15 protein-coding genes are annotated in these 20550 nt (G+C 53.3%); 5 read left to right on the top strand and 10 right to left on the bottom strand.

The window, feature by feature from the left end:
• The first annotated feature begins 71 nt into the window (after positions 1-71).
• Positions 72-1682, top strand: coding sequence for a methyl-accepting chemotaxis protein (locus tag ACT3T6_RS09310; RefSeq protein ID WP_193055040.1), 1611 nt, complete (start codon positions 72-74; stop codon positions 1680-1682).
• Between the two features lie 188 nt (positions 1683-1870).
• Positions 1871-3451, top strand: coding sequence for a methyl-accepting chemotaxis protein (locus ACT3T6_RS09305; RefSeq protein WP_193055065.1), 1581 nt, complete (start codon positions 1871-1873; stop codon positions 3449-3451).
• Between the two features lie 396 nt (positions 3452-3847).
• On the opposite strand, the gene ACT3T6_RS09300 is transcribed toward ACT3T6_RS09305, so the two are convergent.
• On the bottom strand, positions 3848-4879 hold the full coding sequence (locus ACT3T6_RS09300; protein ID WP_193055039.1) for an OmpA family protein: 1032 nt from the start codon (positions 4877-4879) through the stop codon (positions 3848-3850).
• Positions 4880-4986: 107 nt separating this feature from the next.
• Here ACT3T6_RS09300 and ACT3T6_RS09295 point away from each other — a divergent pair, with 107 nt between their 5' ends.
• From ACT3T6_RS09295 to ACT3T6_RS09285, 3 genes are all read left to right on the top strand, one after another.
• Positions 4987-5724 (top strand): hypothetical protein, encoded by a 738-nt coding sequence (locus tag ACT3T6_RS09295; protein WP_319022152.1) that lies wholly within the window; start codon positions 4987-4989, stop codon positions 5722-5724.
• 4 nt (positions 5725-5728) lie between these two features.
• Positions 5729-6310, top strand: a complete 582-nt coding sequence (locus tag ACT3T6_RS09290; RefSeq protein ID WP_193055038.1) for a FlgO family outer membrane protein — start codon at positions 5729-5731, stop codon at positions 6308-6310.
• A 99-nt stretch (positions 6311-6409) separates the two neighbouring features.
• The gene (locus tag ACT3T6_RS09285) at positions 6410-7411 is read left to right on the top strand and encodes a glycosyltransferase family 9 protein (RefSeq protein WP_193055037.1); all 1002 of its coding nucleotides are present in this window, start codon (positions 6410-6412) and stop codon (positions 7409-7411) included.
• Positions 7412-7551: 140 nt separating this feature from the next.
• Here the strand turns inward: ACT3T6_RS09285 and glyA are convergent, their stop codons facing one another.
• The 9 genes from glyA to gmd form a co-directional block, all read right to left on the bottom strand.
• The gene (glyA, locus tag ACT3T6_RS09280) at positions 7552-8817 is read right to left on the bottom strand and encodes a serine hydroxymethyltransferase (RefSeq protein WP_193055063.1); all 1266 of its coding nucleotides are present in this window, start codon (positions 8815-8817) and stop codon (positions 7552-7554) included.
• A gap of 90 nt (positions 8818-8907) precedes the next feature.
• Positions 8908-10158 (bottom strand): O-antigen ligase family protein, encoded by a 1251-nt coding sequence (locus ACT3T6_RS09275; RefSeq protein WP_193055036.1) that lies wholly within the window; start codon positions 10156-10158, stop codon positions 8908-8910.
• A 225-nt stretch (positions 10159-10383) separates the two neighbouring features.
• Entirely contained in the window at positions 10384-11883 is a 1500-nt protein-coding gene (locus tag ACT3T6_RS09270; RefSeq protein ID WP_193055035.1) for a M14 family zinc carboxypeptidase, read from the bottom strand.
• 290 nt (positions 11884-12173) lie between these two features.
• A complete protein-coding gene (locus tag ACT3T6_RS09265; protein ID WP_193055034.1) occupies positions 12174-12386 on the bottom strand; it encodes a DUF6447 family protein in 213 nt (70 codons plus the stop codon).
• Between the two features lie 76 nt (positions 12387-12462).
• Positions 12463-12972: a hypothetical protein gene (locus ACT3T6_RS09260; RefSeq protein ID WP_193055033.1), complete on the bottom strand. Its 510-nt coding sequence runs from the start codon at positions 12970-12972 to the stop codon at positions 12463-12465.
• Positions 12973-13233: 261 nt separating this feature from the next.
• A complete protein-coding gene (locus ACT3T6_RS09255) occupies positions 13234-14040 on the bottom strand; it encodes a SapC family protein (RefSeq protein ID WP_193055032.1) in 807 nt (268 codons plus the stop codon).
• Positions 14041-14161: 121 nt separating this feature from the next.
• Positions 14162-17941 (bottom strand): DUF4214 domain-containing protein, encoded by a 3780-nt coding sequence (locus tag ACT3T6_RS09250; RefSeq protein ID WP_193055031.1) that lies wholly within the window; start codon positions 17939-17941, stop codon positions 14162-14164.
• Positions 17942-18563: 622 nt separating this feature from the next.
• Entirely contained in the window at positions 18564-19457 is an 894-nt protein-coding gene (locus ACT3T6_RS09245; protein ID WP_193055030.1) for an NAD-dependent epimerase/dehydratase family protein, read from the bottom strand.
• Positions 19458-19503: 46 nt separating this feature from the next.
• Positions 19504-20535: a GDP-mannose 4,6-dehydratase gene (gmd, locus tag ACT3T6_RS09240; protein ID WP_193055029.1), complete on the bottom strand. Its 1032-nt coding sequence runs from the start codon at positions 20533-20535 to the stop codon at positions 19504-19506.
• Positions 20536-20550 lie beyond the last annotated feature (15 nt).

The following is a 20550-nucleotide window of genomic DNA, read 5'->3' as shown; positions in this document are numbered from 1 at the left end:
CTTAAATACATCGCCAATTCGGCCGATATACAAGCTTCAATCATTATTTGAAAGGCTATGATAAGAACACCATGACACGATTAACCACAAATCAAAAACTCTGGAGCATCCTGGGAATTATTTGCCTTGCCATGCTAACGCTGGTTGGCTGGCTAACCTGGGAGACTCGTCAAACCATTGAGCAGGAACGTCGTAACACTATTCAAAACGTCGTTGAAAGTCTTCACTCGCAGCTAGGGGCACTTCAAGACAAGGTAGTCAGCGGCGAACTCACTCTCGCCGAAGCGCAGCAACGTGGCATTGACAGTCTAGCAAACGCCAGCTTCGCTGAAGGGGAGTACCTGTTTGCCTTTGACGACCAACTAAAGATCGTATCACATCCAAATCGACCGCTTGGCGAGGACATGAGTGGTTACCAAGACACGCAAGGCATGCATTTGTACGCCGCGTTTCTTGAAGCTGCACGCTCAGGGGGTGGGCACGTTGATTACTTTTCGCGCCGAATCTCCGGTGACGAACAGTTCCCTAAAATCAGTTATTTTGCCTATATTCCCGAATGGAACTGGGCCTTTGGCGCAGGTGTGTATGTAGATGATATTAGAACTGCTTTTGTTAGCAGTATCATTCGCTCGCTGATTGCGCTGTTAATTATTGGCATTCCTGTTGCGGTGCTGATGAGCTGGGTGATTCGTGATGTTTCTCGCCGCTTGGGCGGCGACCCGCGCTACGCGGCAACGGTGGTGCGTTATATTGCGGATGGCGACCTTACCCGTAGTACCCAGCTTTCCAGCCGTGACCAAGCGAGCCTGCTTTATAATATTAACCGTATGCGGGAATCATTGGCCGAAACGATTGGCAATATTCATCACGGTGCCGACCAGGTCAACAGTGGTGTTGAGCAAATTGTGGGCGTTAACGAAGAGCTTTCAACGCGTACCGAACAGCAGGCAGCCTCCCTTGCCGAAACAGCCTCCAGCATGGAAGAGCTCACGGCCACTGTGAAACAGAATGCTGACCATGCCGAGCATGCCCGCAAACTGGCTACAAACACGGCGAATAATGCGCAGCGCGGCAGTGATGCAATGGCCACGGTAGTCAGTACCATGGCCACGATTAACGAAAGCTCGGCAGAAATGAGCAGTATCGTGAACACCATTGATGCTATCGCGTTTCAAACCAATATTTTGGCACTGAATGCCTCGGTGGAAGCGGCACGTGCAGGCGAACAGGGCCGTGGCTTTGCAGTGGTCGCCAATGAGGTACGTCAGCTTGCCAGCCGCTCAGCATCGGCCGCTCAGGAAATCAAAAAGCTGATTGAAAACTCCGGCGCTAAAGTTGCCGAAGGCAGCCAGCAAGTCCGCAATACCGGTGACATTATCAATAGCGCGGTCACCGACATCCAACAGCTCAGTACGCTGGTACAGGAGATATCCGCCGCCACCAGTGAGCAGAGCAGCGGCATTGAGCAGGTCAACCTGGCCGTGACCCAGATGGACCAGATGACCCAACAAAACGCCGGGCTGGTGCAAGAGAGCAATCACGCGACCCAGATGCTTGCGCAGCTTAGTACCCAACTGCGCGAGCGTGTGTCTCACTTCCGAGTGGATCACCAGTCGCCCCTAACCCCCCTACCATCACGCTCATCAACGTCACGCGTTACACACGACGATAGCGATTTTTAAACCAGGCTAGCAGCAGAAAAACGCCCCCTTGGCTTTTTTGGCCACGGGGGCGTTTTTGATTGTATGCCGCCGCCTTTTCAGCGCGCTTATAGCGAATTTTATTTAGTTCGCCTTAAGTAACAGAGCATTAGGCCGATACAGTATAGTGTTCGTTACTTACCTACTTACTTAGCTGTGATAGGAAAATAATAATGCAAATAACAACAACACAAAAACTCTGGGGAACGCTGGGCATCATCTGGATCACCATGCTGCTGCTGGTGGGCTGGCTTGCTTGGGAGAATCGCCAAACGATCGAAAGCGAACGCCGCGACAGCATTCAATACATCGTCGAAAGCGTGCATAACCAGATTGAAGTGTTACAAGAAAGGGTCGCCGCTGGCGAACTGAGCCTTGAAGAAGCGCAACAACGCGCTATCGATAATATGTCCAGTGTGAGCTTTGGCGCTGATGAATATATTTTCTCTTTCAATGACGATTTAATTGTCATCTCCCACCCTAGCCGAACACCTGGCGATGATATGAGCCGCTATGAAGATGCCGGCGGCATGCTGCTGTATCCCGAACTGCTTCGCACAGCGCAAGCGGGAGGCGGCCACGTTGGCTACCATGCTCGCCGTGCCAATGGCGACGAGCAGCTACCTAAAATCAGCTATGTGGCCTACCTGCCTGAGTGGGAGTGGTCACTGGCAACCGGCGTTTATGTGGATGATATTAACGAAGCATTCATTGCCAACTTGCTGCATTCCATCATCATGCTGTTAATCATCGGCTTGCCGGCCACTCTGCTGATGGGCTGGGTCATTCGTGATGTTTCTCGCCGCCTGGGCGGAGACCCGCGTTATGCGGCAACGGTGGTGCGTTATATTGCGGATGGCGACCTTACCCGTAGTACCCAGCTTTCCAGCCGTGACCAAGCAAGCCTGCTTTATGATATTAATCGTATGCGGCAGACGTTAGCCGGAACGATTGGCGATATTCATCACGGTGCCGACCAGGTCAACAGTGGCGTTGAGCAAATTGTGGGCGTTAACGAAGAGCTTTCAACCCGCACCGAACAGCAGGCTGCCTCCCTTGCCGAAACAGCCTCCAGCATGGAAGAGCTCACCGCCACTGTGAAACAGAATGCTGACCATGCCGAGCATGCCCGCCAATTGGCCACGAACACGGCGAATAATGCCCAGCGCGGCAGCGACGCAATGACCACGGTGGTCAGTACCATGGCCACGATTAATGAAAGCTCGGCGGAAATGAGCAGTATCGTGAACACCATTGATGCCATCGCGTTTCAGACCAATATCTTGGCACTGAATGCCTCGGTGGAAGCAGCACGCGCAGGCGAACAGGGCCGTGGCTTTGCGGTGGTCGCCAATGAGGTACGCCAGCTTGCCAGCCGTTCAGCATCGGCCGCTCAGGAAATCAAAAAGCTGATTGAAAACTCCGGCGCTAAAGTCGCCGAAGGCAGCCAGCAAGTCCGCAATACCGGTGACATTATCAATAGCGTGGTCACCGATATCCAACAGCTCAGCACGCTGGTACAGGAGATATCCGCCGCCACCAGTGAACAGAGCAGCGGTATTGAGCAGGTCAACCTGGCCGTGACCCAGATGGACCAGATGACCCAACAAAACGCCGGGCTGGTGCAACAGAGTACTCATACCACCCAAAGGTTAGCGCAGCTTAGTACTCAACTGCGTCAGAAAGTTGCCCACTTCCGTGTAGATCAAAACGGCGAAGAAGCGCAAGCAGCCCTCCCGCAATACCACTAACAAGCACACAAGCCCCATTTGCTGGCTAAAGCTCCCACAATGCTCATCAAGCCTCAAGGCCAGGCAAACATTGTGGGAGCCCAGTTCCACTGGTGGTCCGACACATCGGCGAAGGAGGCCTCCGGCCTCCCGGGGTTGAACCAAACCCATCGCTGGCTAAAGCCTGCTCCCACAATGCTTATCAGGCCTTTTGGGCTAGGCAAATATTAAGAAAACCAATTCATGCAAGGTTATAAAACGTGAGCCTTGTCAAAACGTTTAAGCCGACTTTAAACGCTTGGAAAAACCTACACTGCAACTATACTTAAATTGTACTCGCTAGCAATCCCCCCTCCCCTGAGGCTAGCGAGCTACTTCGAGCCAAGCTCTTTTGCCCGCCCACCCCGGCGGGCTTTTTTACTCAATATGAATGACGACTTCGACGCGTCGATTGCGTGACCGACCTTCTGGCGTACTGTTATCTTCAAGTGGCTGAGTAGCGGCGAGCCCAACCGCTCTTAGGCGCTCAGGCGCGACGCCTTCCGCTTCTAGTGCTTCGACAATGGCAATGGCCCGTGCACTGGAGAGTGCCCAGTTTGAAGAAAACTCCTCGGTGCTAATACTCTGGCTGTCTGAGTGACCCTCTACCCACACCTCCCCTTCGTATCGCTGAATGGTTTCCAGCAGGCTGCCGACCAGTGAGCTTCCTCCACTGGTGAGCTGTGCCTCAGCGGAAGGGAACAGCAGTTGATCCTGAACGCGTAAACTAATCCCCTCCGCCACCCGGGAAACCTCAACACCTTCCAGGTCGGGCAAATAGGGGGAGACATCAACACGCTCGACCAGGGAGGCCTGAAGTACCTGGGCACTATTGATCGCATCCATGGATACTTCCTGAACATTCACCGGGGGGTGGTCTGTCAGTAGCACCATATAATCGGCCAAGGGCGTCGCTAATGCCTCATCATCCCTGCGCATTAACAGCGTGGGCAGCTCTACAGGAGGCATCCACGCTAACGGTTCAGCAACCTCTTCAGGCGGTATAACCTCCACAGGGGCAAGTGCCAGCAGTGGCGGCGGCGCTTCGGGTGTAGTCTCAGGTTCAGCAATACGATTGGGCAACCCGGCAACGCCAAGTGCCGCGCTCAGCGCGTAAGGGTCCAGCCCTCGCCGCCACACCTCAATAGTGCGCTGCTGCCGTGCATCTTCTATTGGCTCTGGAAGCGGTATGTCAAGTGCAAGGTCTGACGTTTGAGCCGCCTCTTCTGAGGATGCTTGAAACAGTTCAGGTGCCTTGGCACCCGCTGCCGCCACAATAATGACAAATAGCGCCACCAGCAGCGTCATAATATCGATGTAGCTAATCATCCATCCGCTACCACTTTCATCGGCAGGATAGGCGGACATTAGCGTATCATGGCGCGAGCCGCCGCGATGGTCTTCAAGCATGCGTGTTATCGCTCATTCAAGTTTTCAATCCCGTGGCCGATGGTTACCAAGCATGGTAAAACTAGACAAGTCTATCAAAGACCCTATGACACGATAAGGAACCTCTGGTGCAGAGCTGCTTAAGCCATTTACTAACGCCCCCATTATTCCGTATTGCCTGTGCAGGGTTTGCAAGCTTACTGCTAAGCGGCTGCTTCTATGCCAACACCTCGCAGGCCCCCATCGCCACCACCTATCCCTATACTGAGCAGCAACGTATGCAGGCCGCTCACCACTGGGAAGTACTGGCGCGCTATGAAACCAACCGCATTCTACAGCGTGAGCGCGTGCGTTTTCGGGATTTATATATTACCGAGCCTGACCACCAAGGCCTGAGCACGTATAGCGGCGGCGAATTTGAACGCGGTTTCCGCACGCTACTGACCAGCGAGCTCGTTTCGCGTGGCGCCAACCTCACTACGCTGCCAACGGCCAACACCGCCGACGTCCATATCGGCGTGGAAGTAGTTGAACACCGAGACCGGGGCTTTATTCGCCCGCCAGTCGGTACCTTTACAGCGCTAACAGCAGGCATTGCGGTCGCGACTATTCCGTATAACCACTGGACAGAACCCGCGCTTGGATTAATACCCGCCGGGATTGCTGCCGACGCCGTTAGCGGTAGCTGGACCTCTACAGGCAATGAAGAGGTGATTATCACCATTCAGATAACCGACGATGAGCGTATTCTTTACTCCTCATCGAATATCTATTACATCAATGCAGGCGACCGCCGCCAATATGCGCCGCATCGCGTTCCGCAAGCACCGGCTGTCCCCTCTATCCCGGTAACAGGTACCTGGTAACGCCATGCATTTCATACCGTCGACATCACCGCATCCGCACACGTTTCTAGCGACTAGCCGCCTGTTATTGATGGGCCTTTTGCTGCTTTTCATAGCAGGTTGTGCCACGAACAGTGCTAACACGCGCCCGCCAGAGCCCGACCTCTCTGAACTGGCGCATAAAGCCGCTCAACAGATGGTGGCTGGCAACCCGGATATCACGCGCTACAACCCCATGATTGCCGCGACCTTTGTCAACATCGACAACCTCACGCAATCCTCCACGTTTGGGCGTATCAGCTCGGAAATCATGGCCTCGGCCCTTGCGCAGCAAGGCATGCAGGTGCGTGAAGTCAAAATGCGCCACAGCATGTTTATTGAGGAGAAAGTGGGCGAGTTGATCCTTTCTCGCGAGGTACAGAGCTTAAGCTCACAATATAATGCACGCTCTATTTTGATGGGCACCTATGCCCAAGGGCAGGATTATCTCTACGTAAGCACACGTGTCGTACGTTCAAGCGATGCCATGGTATTGGGCAGTGCAGACTTTCAAGTAAAGCTGGATAATAACATGCGTAGCTTGCTGGAAGGCCAAGGGGGTTGGTAAACGCGCCCATAGTGAACACTCACTATGGGCCACCTGCCCAACTGCCCTGTATGCTTCACCGGCAATGTCGTTTTAATCGTTATTATCAGGCCCTGCAGTATGAAGATATGGAAAGATAAGTCAGGTTATTTCAAGAAGAAATCACTACAGTGGGCCAACCAAACACGCCATGAGGATATCCAGCGTGTTTTAGTGATACGCCAATGTGCTTTCGGCGACTATATGGCGGCCCGTCCCTTCCTGGTTGAATTAAAAAGGACCTTTCCTAACGCGCACGTGACGCTGGCAACCACCCGCAAATACCGCTATGCCGTGCCTGAAGACCTGGTCGATGACATTTTCATCCATGACACATCAACCGGCATTCAAGAACAGTACACATCGCTTACAACGCTTGGTAAGTTCGATATTGTGTTTGACCTTGCGGATACCTCTCGCTCAAGGGCACTCACACTATTGAGCAGTGCGCATTTAAAAATGGGGTTTCCATATCGCCCCTGGTACAACCGCTGGCTGTATGACGTTACCCTGCCCCGCTCAAACTACCATTACGAAGCCGAGGTCTTACTCGACTTCTTAAGCGTATTCGGCAACCAGCCCTCGTACCCGCTCGATTTTGCGCTGCCCGCTCACTCCCCAAGCGAGAGCGCTCGCGCTATTTACTATTTCCCCTTCGCGTCTGGAACCAATAAATCTGTTCCACAGGACGTATGGAAGGCGCTTATGTTACGCGCTGCCTCACAGTTTCCTGATTATCAGCATATTTTGCTGGAAGGGGCCAACGAGAGTGAAAAAGGGGATTTCCTGCTCGCCGAGGCCGCGCAGCACGCCAACATTACGATCCAGCACAAACTCCCCCTGGATGAGCTGACGCACACCATGGCCCAAGCAGATTTACTTGTTTGCGGCGATACGGGCGTAAGAAACCTGGCACTGGCCACGCACACGCCCACCTTGGGCATTTTTTATTCGACGCTGCCTTACCGCTATTGGCCCAGGTACGAGCCACAGCATAAGTGTTTATTTAACCAGGATGGGCGCATCCCTGACGTTGATCAAATTCTCGAAGCGATGGCGTCGTTTATCCCTCGCCCTGAGTAATCAGGCATCATTTTACTTTTACGCGTCGCTAAAACCAAAAGGCCTACACGATTTAACGTGCAGGCCTTTTTTCAAGCATGGCGTGAATTGGTGAGCCTTACGGACTAACCTGGCACTTCTCACACCCACTTATCACAACGTTACTTATAAACCGGGAAGCGGCCACATACTTCTGCCACTTTCTCTGCCACTTGTGCTTCAACGGCGCTGGTGTCTTCGCCTTTGGCCAGTACATCCAGGATGTCACTGATCCAGCCAGCAAGCTGACGGCACTCTTCTTCACCGAAACCACGTGTCGTCACCGCTGGCGTACCGATACGCAGGCCTGAGGTAACAAACGGGCTTTGCGGGTCGTTAGGCACGGCGTTTTTGTTAACAGTGATATGGGCACGGCCTAGTGCCGCATCAGCATCTTTACCGGTCACGCCCTGCTTGATTAATGAGAGCAGGAATAGGTGGTCTTCGGTACCGCCGGAAACGATATCAAAGCCGCGCTCCATAAACACACCGGCCATTACCTTGGCATTTTTAACGACCTGCTGCTGGTAGGCTTTAAACTCAGGCGACATGGCTTCTTTGAAGCAAACCGCTTTTGCCGCAATCGCGTGCATTAACGGGCCGCCCTGACCGCCGGGGAATACGGCAGACTGCAGCTTTTTCTCAATATCGGCATCGTTTTCAGCTGACAGAATCACGCCACTACGCGGACCACGCAGCGTTTTGTGTGTCGTTGAGGTAACCACGTGGGCATGAGGCAAGGGGCTTGGGTAAACGCCTGCCGCGACCAGACCCGCCACGTGGGCCATGTCGACTAGTAGGTAAGCGCCCACTTCGTCAGCGATTTCGCGGAATTTGGCCCAATCGACAATTTGTGAGTAGGCAGAGAAACCGGCAATGATCATTTTCGGCTTGTGCTCGCGGGCAAGCTCAGCGACTTGATCATAATCGATCAGGCCTTGCTCGTTTAAGCCGTACTGAACCGCATTGTACTGCTTGCCAGAAAAGCTAGGCTTGGCACCGTGGGTCAAGTGACCGCCTGCGTCCAGGCTCATGCCTAAAATGGTGTCGCCCGGCTTAACCAGCGCTAAAAATACCGCGCTGTTGGCCTGGGAGCCGGAGTGCGGCTGAACGTTCACATAGGTGGCGCCAAACAGCTCTTTTGCGTAGTCAATCGCGAGGTTTTCAGCGATATCGACAAACTCGCAGCCGCCATAGTAGCGCTTGCCCGGATAACCTTCAGCGTATTTGTTGGTCAGCTGGCTGCCTTGCGCTTCCATTACGCGGGGGCTTGCGTAGTTTTCGGAAGCAATTAACTCAATGTGCGCTTCTTGGCGGGCCACTTCTTTCTGCATGGCGTCAAACAGCGCATCATCAAATCCGGCAATTGTCATATCGCGGCTGAACATTGGCGGGAAACCTCGTAGATAAGGATCGTTCATGAAAGAAATCAGACTGCTATCATAACGCAGCCTGAGGTGACTTTCATCGCATCCGCGTCAGGTACTGCATGAATACCGTTCATCACGGGTTGCCCGATTTTGTGCGCTATAGACACCCCATAGCACAGCGAGCCAGAACGCATAGAACATGGCGCCACTGTTATGCGCAAAGAACGTTTGTGAGAGGCCAAAATCTATATAAGCAACGGACAATAACGTGCCCGCTACGGCCAACGCCCGAATTTCAAGGTTGGAATGCTGCAAACCGGAGGCAAACATGCGCAGTGGCACTAAATACAGACATAGTAATGCGGCCACCCCGAATACCCCACGCTTAGCAAACGCATCAATAAGGTCATTGTGCGCATGATCAAACGTAGAAGCAGCTAATGAAATATCACCTTCCTCGCTCAGTTTGTGCATAGCAGCCTGATACCCGGCCTCCCCCCAGCCTAATAAAGGACGCTCTGCGATCAACTGCGCTGCCCCTTGCCACATTTCAAAACGAAGCCCAAGCGAGGTATCCCTTTCTTCTCCCGTGACATAACTGCTGATATCACTGACAGCCTCGTGTACTCGCTTCTGCAAACCGGCCTCAGGCAACATATAAAGCGTTGCAAGAAGCAGTGTTACAAAACCGGCCATGCTGAGTTTAACGCGCACAGAAAAACAGTGGCCATAGCTGCGGTACAGCACCAGGCCGATAATGGGCAAGCCGACCCACCCTCCTCGGCTACCCGAAAATAACGACCCCAACATGCCGCAAAGCGCGCCGGTTAATAAGAGCGCCATCCATGTATAACGAAAGCGCTGCACAGCAGCCCAGCCCAGGCCTGCCAGGCATAGCACTCCCAATAGCATACTTAGATTGCCAAACTGTATGGGATGCAGAAACCCATCCGCCCGCCCAACGCCTTCAATGAATTTTTGCCAAGCAGCCAATGCCCCGGCGCCCATTGCACCGACTGCAATACCCGACCATAGCCACGACAAGCGCGGAGGTACACGTAGAATCAACAGCAATACGGGGACCGCCAATAAAAAACGCACCGGGCGGTCAAGCTCGCGCGTGCTCAGCTCAAGCAGAGAAAACATGCCCACGACAAGGCCATAACCACTCAATGCCGCTATCACCCATAGGTCTCGCCGCGCAAGCTTATATGGCAGAGGCTTAACCAACAGTAGCCCGCTGAGCAACAATAGCATTGCAGGGCCAATTGAATAGCCCGAGGGCACAATTAGCGCCAAAGCGCCCATTAAAAACACGATGCCACTTGTCACTTGGTACAGAGGCTTTGTAACGACCATTTAACGCTTCCAGCCAGACAATAAACAGCGAAGATAGTAGCACAACTCCCCAAGAGGGCTCGGAGGCGCCCATATTGCCCAAGCCCCATCTAATGCCTCCTTGTTGGGTAACTCTCCGGCAGAAGCTGGGCCAGTGCGCATATACGCGCCATGCCTGGCGCACAATGAAAAACGCCCTCACTCTTCAATGAGGGCGTTTCAGTCAGCTAGAAGCTACAACACCTGTTATGCGGCTAGAAATTCCGATGATAGCGGCTCAGCAACGCCGGTCACTGGCACTGCGTCAAGGTCGAGCATGTTTTGCATGTTATTGGCAACAGCGGCATCAATTCCCTCCTCGACCTCTTCGGCATAAAGCTCATCAAAGGGTGTGCGCTCACCCCGCTCTGGGAGCAATAACGCTAGCTCTGGGTCAATGGTTTCAAAACCATCCTTACCAAGCGCCTGCATGACGCCGACCATGCTCAGCACCCCCTCAAGGGTTAACGCGCTTGCTACGGCATCAAAATCAAGCGCTAACCCTTCCAGCGCTTTTAGCTCAAACTCTTCAAGTCCACGCTGTTCTATTAAAAGCGCAGGCGTACCATCCATCGCTATGCCATTACGGCCTATATTCGCCGCATCGCCGCCAGGAAATAAAGAGAGATAGCCGTAATCGAACAGTTCAACGCCCTGGGAAAGTGCTATAGCCGCCTGCTGGGCGGTGGCCGTGACAGCAGGCTCGACACCGTCATTGGTTGGCCACAGAATCGACATTGTCTCCAGCTCGCCCGTCTCATTGAGGTAGTTATTCTGGTTGTGATAATCAAGAATCAAGTCCGGCTGAAACGCTTCCAGTACGTTGCGTACGGCCAGGGTTTCAGGAATTAACGCTGGGTCAATAGCTTCATCCGAATCCCAGGTACGGTTGAGATCAATATCCGCTGAGTTACGACGCGGGTCCAGGGTTGTCTCTGGGTCGCTGTTACCAGCAACCAACTGCTCCCAACGCTCAAACCCGTCGGGATTAACCCTGGGCATAACGGTCAATGTGACCTGCTCTCGCAACGATTGCGCTGCCTCACTGTCGCCACTCATCCACTCTAGCAGATGCATCGCCGACTCCGTTCCCACTGGCTCGTCACCGTGCTGCTGGGTCACAACCATTAATTTATGCGAGCCCTCGCCTACCGTTGCGCTATATAACGGACGCCCCTCTACTGACTCGCCTGCCTGCGCCAAGCTTAACGTATCGTACGTTGCCGCCAACGCTTCCAGGTCCTGATAAAGCTGCTGGTTTGACCTGAAACCTTCCTGGACTAACGTTTGCTGGGGGTCGTAGTCTTCACTTGAAACGCTTGAGGAGTAGAACTCTGCCACCGAGGCGTAGGCGTTTAATGCCTCGGCATCGGTGTCTTGCACAGCGCTCATCATATCAAGCAAAATCGCTTGGGGAGAGTGGCCATTTTGAGCCTGTTCAGACCAATAGGACACCCCTTCAGCTTCTGCTTCACGTGCGAACAAGCGCTGGTATACCTCGTTGACCCAGCCGTTATCCTCAAGTTGAGCAAGTACTTCACGCTGTGAAGCAAACTCTTCGGACTGCAGCATCTGCTCGGCGATGCCTTCAAGCGTTAACGTATCGGTAGTGAGCTTATCGAACCAGTAAGCAAACCCTTCTGGATCGGCGGCCCGGCCAAACATTGCCAAATAGTACGATTGCAACTGCTGTGATGGCGTTAGCATTTTTGTCTCCTGACATCATCCATTACGTTCCCTGTCGCCTGTCAGCCACAACGCTACTTAAAGGGCAGTCTCTGCGTACCGCTCACTCAACGCCGTGCTTGCGTATCGTCGCTTAACCAACAGCTGATTCAGCTATAGCTTAGTTCTTGTGGCTGTGTCAATGAAGTACCTCGTGGGCGCCACCAATCCAGCAAGGTTATAACATTCCATTTATCTCACCATAAAAAGCACGGCTAAAAAGCCGTGCTCACATCAATTCTGCTGCTTCTTCTTTACAAGCGCACTCACCTTTAGTGCGTTTTTTTCTCAGGCAGCTCAGCCTTCAGCGCATTCGCATAAGCCGTGCGTGCTGTTTGAGCAATCGCTAACTGATGGTTTAAGCGCTGAATTTCCTGATCCGTTACACGTAAATTAATGACCTGATTGCGTGCGTTTTCAGATAAATCAGCAACGTTATATTCATTGCCGTCAATTGTAACTGTCTGTGCTTTTTCCTGTGCCATGAAAGGCTCCTTGGAATGACCAAAAAAAGAAGTGCTAATTATTACAGGTGTCGCATCAAATGTCGAAGTCGCGCCTTCATTTAGCCGCCTTCAGTGCGGCTGGCGGCCTTGATTCCAATGCGTGCAATAAGCGCGTGACATCTGCTGAGGAAGGCAGCCGTTGAGATACCCGATTAGGGTGACGTACTGAGAAATTTTTAAGCGTGTTGGCAGGCAAGGCGTCTTCCAACCTGGCCACTTTAAAGCGCCAAGTGAGCCGCCCCGGCGTAGCCTCTACGCCAGCCTCCACGTCACCCCAACCCACCACGCCATACCCTTTGACATATACCAAGGCGCAGTCACCTTCACGGTAATGACTCGCAGCCTTCAGGCCATGTAACTCAAGCGTTGACGCCTGCACTGGCCAATTGGCTTGCGCCCACTCCTGGGATGCCATGTGCCAGTAATAGCGTGGCGCTGGCGACGCTTGCGGTTTGTCTGGTAAGCCCTTGAGCAACTGTTGCTTGCACTCGTCTCGTGCCGTTGAATAAAGTGCCAACCGCTGGCGTAGCTGCGCAATATGTTGGTCGACGCGATTGAGGTTCACAAGGCTTTCTCGCGCTCGCACGCTCAACGCCCACGTGGGGTATCGACGGCCTCCTATTACGACGCTTTTGGGTAATTCAGACATCAAAGTGCGCTCACATCGCCATCAATAGGGTGCCGTATTCTACTCAATTCGGGTCTTTGGGTAAAAGTTGTTTTACACGTACCGGTATTGCGCACGTTGTTAACCGTTACGTGCCTTAGCACGCCCACTAAAAAGGGCTCTAACGAGCCCTTGTGCGAACATAAAACCTGATGACGCTTAGCTGTCAAAGTCGAAAGAGAAGTCGTCATCGCCTTCTTCAAACAGCTCATCTAACGACATGGGCGGCTCACCGGCAGCGCTTTCGGCGTGGTCGGCGCGGGTCATCCGGGCCAGCAGGCCATCGCGCAGGTTGTTTAGCGAAAGCAGGTGTGCGTATACCAGCGCCAAGGCACCGCTGGTGCGCAGCTTGGCCAGGGTGTCCGAGTCCAGTTTCGCCAGGGCTTTTTCATCCACCAAGCGGATACCGGCCAAGCGCTTGCCGCCCTTGCCTTCTTCGCCCACGTGAATTTCACGTGCGGCTAGCAACCCGGCAGCGTCAAGCTCGGCAACCAGCGCCAAGGTGCGGTGGTTTTCGCGCTCCAGGTTGGTGAGCACTTTTTGAATGTGCAGCAGTGTGTCGGTCGCCTCGCCTTGTTCGTTCAGTAGCGCCTTGCCATCCGGGCGCTCGAAGTGGCGTGCGGCAGCGTCGAACTGAATGACGTAGCGGCTTTCGCTGCCCTCTTCACCCGGCACCTTGGCTAGCATGAAGGGGTAACGGCGGATATGGGCGGGAATATAGCGCCCTATCCACTGGTCGGTGCCCTTTTTGACGTGCAGGTTTTCACCCTGATTCACCCCTACCAGCGCCTGGGGCAAGCCGCCGCTTTGCGGGAACACGATGGGCATTTCACGGGCAACGCGCCCGGCTTCGGCCGCGACCAGCGGAATCAGCATTTGCTCGCGGGCAAAATCAAACGGCTGGCTGGGGGTATAGCGCAGCGACGCGTGCTCGCTGGGTTGCAACGGGGTTAGCTGGCGAAACATGGCACCTCCTGAAAATACGTCAACACATGGGGGGTATTAAACCTGCCCACCAATAAAAAGGCCACCCCGAAGGGTGGCCTTAGTACGACTACTGTGCAGTCAATAAGTTGCCAATGGCAGCTTACGCGATACCTGCAAAGTTTTCGTTAACGAGGTCAGTATTGAGAACACCGTTCAGCAGAATGGTGAAATCCAGACCGTCGTTAGAGGTTACAACAGTATCGCCAGCAGCAAAATCAGCGGCTGCATAACCTTGCTCGATGTAATTTTGCTGACCTTCAGCATCCAGAACATTGTTCCAGAAATCACCCGCATCACTGATCGTGATATCAGCAGCGCTGGTAACACCCAGGTCACGCAGGTCGATGATGGACTGGTCGCTCAGACCAATGTCATTTTGATCAAACACTTGGAAGCCATCAATCTGCCAAACAACACCTTGTTCAGCTGCATCAGTGCTGAAGTCGAAGCGAGTGATGAAGTTAGTGGCATCGCCTTCTACACCGTTATCACGATCAGCACCAACAGCAACGTCAAAGCGGAAGTTGTAAGCGTTAGCTACGACTGTTGCGTTGGTACCTTCTGCGGAATCCCACTGTGCATTAACCAGGTTACCTACGTAGCCAGACAGGTCAACCAGTGTTAGTGCAGTATCAAGGTTATCGATATCAAGGGTAGAGATATCGTCGCCATCGAAGCCGCCGCCAGTCACGTTCAGAGTGCGCGCGTAGGTAGTGTCAGCGTTGGTGCCGTTCTCAGTCTCAAGATCAAGATCGAAGTCGTAGTCACCAGCTGCCAAGCCCAGGTTTACAGTGCGGTAGTCTTGAACAGACAGTTCGCTGCTGTAGTCGCCTGCAAAGTTAACGGTGATTTCGTTGCCGTTTGCACGGTCATTGGCAATCAGCGTCAGGTCTTGGTCAGCTTCGGCTGCCGCTACGTTAATCACTTCAGAGCCAGACAAGTTGATCAGCTCAGCAGCACCAGACAGACCAGCAATGCTGTACTGCTCAACACCGGATACAGCTGAAGCGTTGAAAGTACCAGCGAAGCCGCGATCTGCAATTGCAACAGCGCCTACGAACTGGTTATTAGCTGCCAGGCCCAGTTGAATGCTTTCGAAACCAGTAACGCTTGCTTGTGCATCAGTACCGTAGATAGCCAGCGTATCGGTAGTTGCTGCAGTACCGGTCAGCACGTCCGCAGCGCCGTTTAGGATGCTAGCATTCATGGCCAGATCCAGATCACCACCAAGCTCGGAACCGTTAACAACGGAGTTGCCACCAGCCATACTTGCAATGTGTAGATCCAGGTTCTGAGTACCGTCCAAGTTGACGGTGTTAACGCCAGCCAGAGCAGCATTTTGAACCAGGTTATCAACGTTACGACGACCACTAGAAGTCAGGTCCAGAACGCTTACAGCGCTGGTGCCGCCAGCAGTAGTACCGATATTGAAGTCTTCAACAGTCAGCGTGCCGTTCAAGCGTGCAGTGTTGTCGAGATCAACTTCCAGGTTGTTCTGACCCGGAATCGGACGAGTGTTCAGAACGTTAACGGTACCAACAAACTGGTCGTTGTTGTTGTTCTGAGAACCCAGTGTCTGGTTTTTGCCAGTGATGGTCAGCTCAGTATCGATACGCGCTGAAACGATATCAGTGTCGGCAGCTTCAAACACCGGGTTACCAGCGGCATCAAGTACGGGCACGAGGACCTCGTTACCATCACCATCAAGTACTGGATTGCCAACAGAATCAAGCTGAACGGTGAACTGCTGCTCGCTTTCAGTAGCAATAACGATTTCCTGACCGTCGATTGCAGTCATGTTACCGTTAACGATGTTCTGACGTGTGTCGTTGTCACCAGCAATAACCAGACGGTTAATGTTAGTGAACTCACCGAAAGCAGTTTGCGCCGCAGAGTAAGTCGCGCCAGAAGCCGCGAAGTTACCGCCTGCGTCAGCATTTGCACCCGTAGTGGTGTTGATTTCTACGGTGTTCTGATCGCCTGCTTCCAAATCAACGCTGGTAGAGTTTTTCACTGCCAGGTCAGTCAGGTTAACGCGGTCGTTGCTGTCGCCACCAACGATTTCCAGAGCGAAATCGGGGTCGGAAGCAATTTCGTTGTCAACGGTCAGGCTCAGGTTGTTGCCGCCGTCGCCCAGCAGGTAGCTGAACTGTACTGTTTCTTCAGTTTCGATGGCATCAGCCAAGTACTTGTCGAATACATCGATGGACAGTTCTGCTGCCAGCTTGATTTCAGAGCTGTAGCCAGTTGCGTCAAATACGCGAACGTCATGCAGGCCGCTGTTACCAGCACCATCTTCTTCAGTGCTGATAGAAAGACGGTCGTCGATAGTGGTAGAAACGCCCAGTGCGTCAACAGTGCGAGCACCCAGTTGGAACGTGCCTTGTGCGCCACCGTCAACGTGCGTCAGGTAAACTTCTTCCAGCTGCTGTTCGGCAGCGAAAGAGTCTACTACTGAGTTGGGGTTATTTTCAGAGCGCATGCTCTTCAGGTGGCTGCTGCGGTCAACTTCAACGTTGAATACTTCAACGCCACGGTCGCCAGACATTGCAGCGATGTTAACGTCGCCACCGCGTGAACCGTTACCCGCACCGTCAAGAATCAGTGTGGTTTGAGTCGGCTCATCCTGAGTTGCGATCTCTTGCGTGATGCTGTTGCGGATATCGATCTGCTGGTTGGTGGTCGCAGATGCGGTGAAGCCACCCTGGTCAGAGAAAGCACGGCCTTCAGAGTCAAACAGGAGGAATTGACCATTCTCGCCAAGGGTCACTTCCAGGTCGCTCAAGCCTTCTTCGGCCAGTGCTTCTACCAGTGCTGTTTCAAGCTCTTGCCACGTGTTAGCTGCGGCCATAGCGTCAGAAGAAAGGGTGATTTCTTCGCCGCCCAGCTCAAACGACAGTGAGTTAACACTGATGTTCGCCAGCTGTGCTTCGGTGTTAACCGCGCCGTTAGTCAGTTCAGCAATCTGAATGACCAGCTGAGACTCAGACGTTTGACCGCCTTCCATGAACAGCGGGTTGAAGTAAGCTTCGTAGCCAACTTCCGGGTCAGTAGACTCCATACCGAAGATAGTGTCGACAGGACGCGTACGGATGTCTTCAATGCGAACATCGGCACGGCTGTTGTCGGTCCACCACTGCTCAACGCCAGCCATTTTCTCAGCGTCGATAGTCGCTTGGTAAGTGGTGTTGTTAGCGGAGTCGTCACGCGGCTGTTGAGCGCGGACAAAAACGTTTTGGATATTGTTGGTTTCAGCAGAAATCGCAACGCCACCTACGTCATTGACAGTGCCGGTAGCAATTACGTCAGCACGCAGGGTGTTGTTGCTGTCTGTGCCACCGTCCAGTACGTCGCCAGTTTCAAAGGTGTTGGCAAGTTGGCCAGAACCGGTTTCGTTCTGAGTAACCGGGGCAACGAACGTAGTGTCTACGCCGTCTGTGCCTTCCAAGTCGTCAGCTTGTTGGGTCAGGCGGATACTTTCGTCAGTACCCGGCTGCGGAGGAAGCGGCTCAACGTTACCCAGGTCTTCTTCAACACGTGCGTTGAACTTAGCAGCGTCTTCTTCAGAAGCGGCAGAGATGAAAAGCTGCTGGAGTTCGCTGGCAGGTACGGAAGCACCGTCACCGCTAACCCAATATTCCAGGCCAGCTTCTTCCGGCTCGCGACCGAACATGTTTTCGTAAATAGCAGTTACCAGCTCTTCACGGGTACGGTCGCCGTAAAGCTCAACGTATTCCGGCTGATTGTCGTTGGCCAGGTTAGCACGCAGCTCAGACTCGCTGACGTTCGCTTCCTGCCAGTAGTTGATACCTGCCTGATCAGCAGGACGACCCAAGTAGGCCGTGTAAAGCTGCTGGATTTGGATATCTGATAAAGCCATTTATATAACTCCATATTTAAGTGTCGAATCGACATTAGCCACGCATACGCCTGTATGGCAAGCGCGGCCGTGAGCGAGGCCTCGCTCCAGAGAACTAGGCTGGTGTTTTTTTCACCAACGCTAATACTCATCCCTTGTGTTTCGGTTTAGGCTTCGCTGAATTATCGGCGAACACTTAATCCGTAACGTAATCTGGTGCTTTTCAATTACTTCACGTACCAATATTAACCGTCACTTTTTAACCGCAGCAGGCAGGGTAAGTCAATAGCACTGATCTGGTTTAAATTTTCCTTGACGGACTATTTCCTCATTGCCAAACGCCACTTTGCAACTTTAGTGGCATAATATTATTCGGCTTGGCCTCTTTTCAATGTCAAGTTTCCAATGCCAGAGTTCTTTAGACCACATGCTAGCACGCTATCTAATTTACCCTTTTCAATACGCAACATTGTGACCCTGCACATGTTTTTCCCTGCGCTTCATATACTTTTTTGCTCACTCATTATACTTTTAATGATTGCCATCAGGTGACAACTTTACCTTAGCCAACCATTTATCTTAGTTCAAGCTTGCCATATTTCACAAAAACTTCCAATAAAAAACACCGTTTCCTTCCAAGCGATTAGTCGACGTTCAGCATATCAAGTAGAGTTTGCTCCAGGGAATGCCGCACCAATTCGGGCATCCAGGCCTTTAAACGCTGAGTGCACGCTTTTAATTCTGGAATTTCATTCTGGCGCACAAAAGCAGAATTAATCTTTACTTCCAACCTATGCTGCGCTAACCCTTCCAGCATTTTGATCAGCGTATGTAATGAAACCGCTTGGCCACTTCCCACATTAAGCAGACTGCCACTGGGCGCACTTTCCGGCCATTTAGCCAGTAAGTGAGCATACACGGCGACTATATCGCGCACGTCGCTGAAATCCCGGCTCACATGAGTATTTCCCAGTTCTATGACGGTTTCGCGACGCTTGATGTGTTCAACAATTTTAGGTACCAGGAAGTGCGTCGCCTGGCCAGGGCCCGTGTAGTTGAACGGCCGGGTGATCAGCAGCGGCAGGCGCTCGCCGTAGGTTCGCGCCGTGTGCTCCATGGCGAGCTTTGAATTGGCGTAGTGGTTAACCGGTGCCGGGGGCACGTTTTCATCAATCACCGCCTGGCCATTGGCGCCGTACACGTTGGCGCTGCTGGCAACGAGCACCCGTGGGGGCGTGGGCAGTTCGCTCAGCGCCTTTAACAGGGTGTCGGTACCCAGCACATTCACCTGGTAGAAGTCCAGCGGCGTGGGGTGACCTACAAAGGAGAGCGCGGCCAGGTGGTACACCTGCTGGGGTACAACCTGGCGCACTACTTTTTGCACGGCAGGGGCGTCGTTAAGGTCTACGTGGTGGGTTTCATCCGCCCCGCAGGGCTGGCTTGCCAGGGCCACCACGCGGTGGCCTTGACGCTTTAGATGGGCGATCAGGTAGCGGCCCGTAAAGCCGCTGCCGCCCGTTACCAGACAGGTCGTCATCGCGGCCTCCTTGCAGTGAATAGCGTATGTAGGTAGCGCGTGGTGCTTAGCCGTCGATGCCGTTTTTAACACGCTCGAGGTCGGCTTCCACCATCATCTTGCAGAGCCCTTCCAGGCTGGTGGCGGGTTTCCATCCCAGCTCTTGGGTGGCTTTTGCGGGGCTGCCAATGAGCAGTTCTACTTCTGCCGGGCGGTAGAAACGCGGATTGATCACGACCACCTTGTTGTTAGTAGCGACATCCACGGCAAACTCATTTTCGTCCTGCCCCTCCCAGCGTAGTTCAATGTCTGCCGCTTTAAAGGCCAGCGTGACGAAATCGCGCACGGTTTCGGTACGGTTGGTGGCCAGCACGTAGGTGTCTGGGGTGTCGGCCTGGAGCATGCGCCACATGCCTTCCACATACTCTTTGGCATAGCCCCAGTCGCGCTTGGCATCCAGGTTGCCTAATTCCAGGCACTGCTGCTTGCCCAGCTTGATGCGTGCAACGCCATCGGTAATCTTGCGGGTCACAAATTCACGGCCACGCAAGGGCGATTCGTGATTGAACAGGATCCCGCTAGTGGCGAATATGCCGTAGGACTCGCGGTAGTTAATGGTCATCCAGTGGGCATAGAGCTTGGCCACGCCGTAAGGGCTGCGGGGGTAAAACGGGGTGGCTTCGGTCTGAGGTACTTGCTGCACCTTGCCGAACATTTCGGAGGTGGATGCCTGATAGAAGCGAATGGAACAGTCCACGATGCGGATCGCTTCGAGCAGGTTGACCGCGCCCAAACCGGTAATTTCAGCGGTAGTCAGGGGTTGGTCGAACGATACCCCAACAAAGCTTTGCGCAGCCAGGTTGTAAATTTCACGAGGCTTGCACTGCTGCACCAGGCGGATGCTTGAGGAGAGGTCGGTCAGGTCGTATTCGACCAGGTGCAGGTTGGGGTGGTTTTCGATCCCCAGTTCTTCTATCCGCCAGAAGTTGACCGAACTGGTACGGCGGTAAGTGCCGTATACAGTGTATCCCTTGTCAAGCAGCAACTCGGCAAGATAAGCGCCGTCCTGGCCTGTTATTCCTGTCACGATCGCATTCATGACGTAGTTCCTTTC

The sequence above is a fragment of the Halomonas sp. 72 genome (assembly GCF_052379785.1).
Taxonomy (GTDB): Bacteria; Pseudomonadota; Gammaproteobacteria; order Pseudomonadales; family Halomonadaceae; genus Vreelandella; species Vreelandella citrativorans.
The sequence above is the reverse complement of the archived record's forward strand: the minus strand, read 5'-3'. Positions and strand labels throughout refer to the sequence as shown.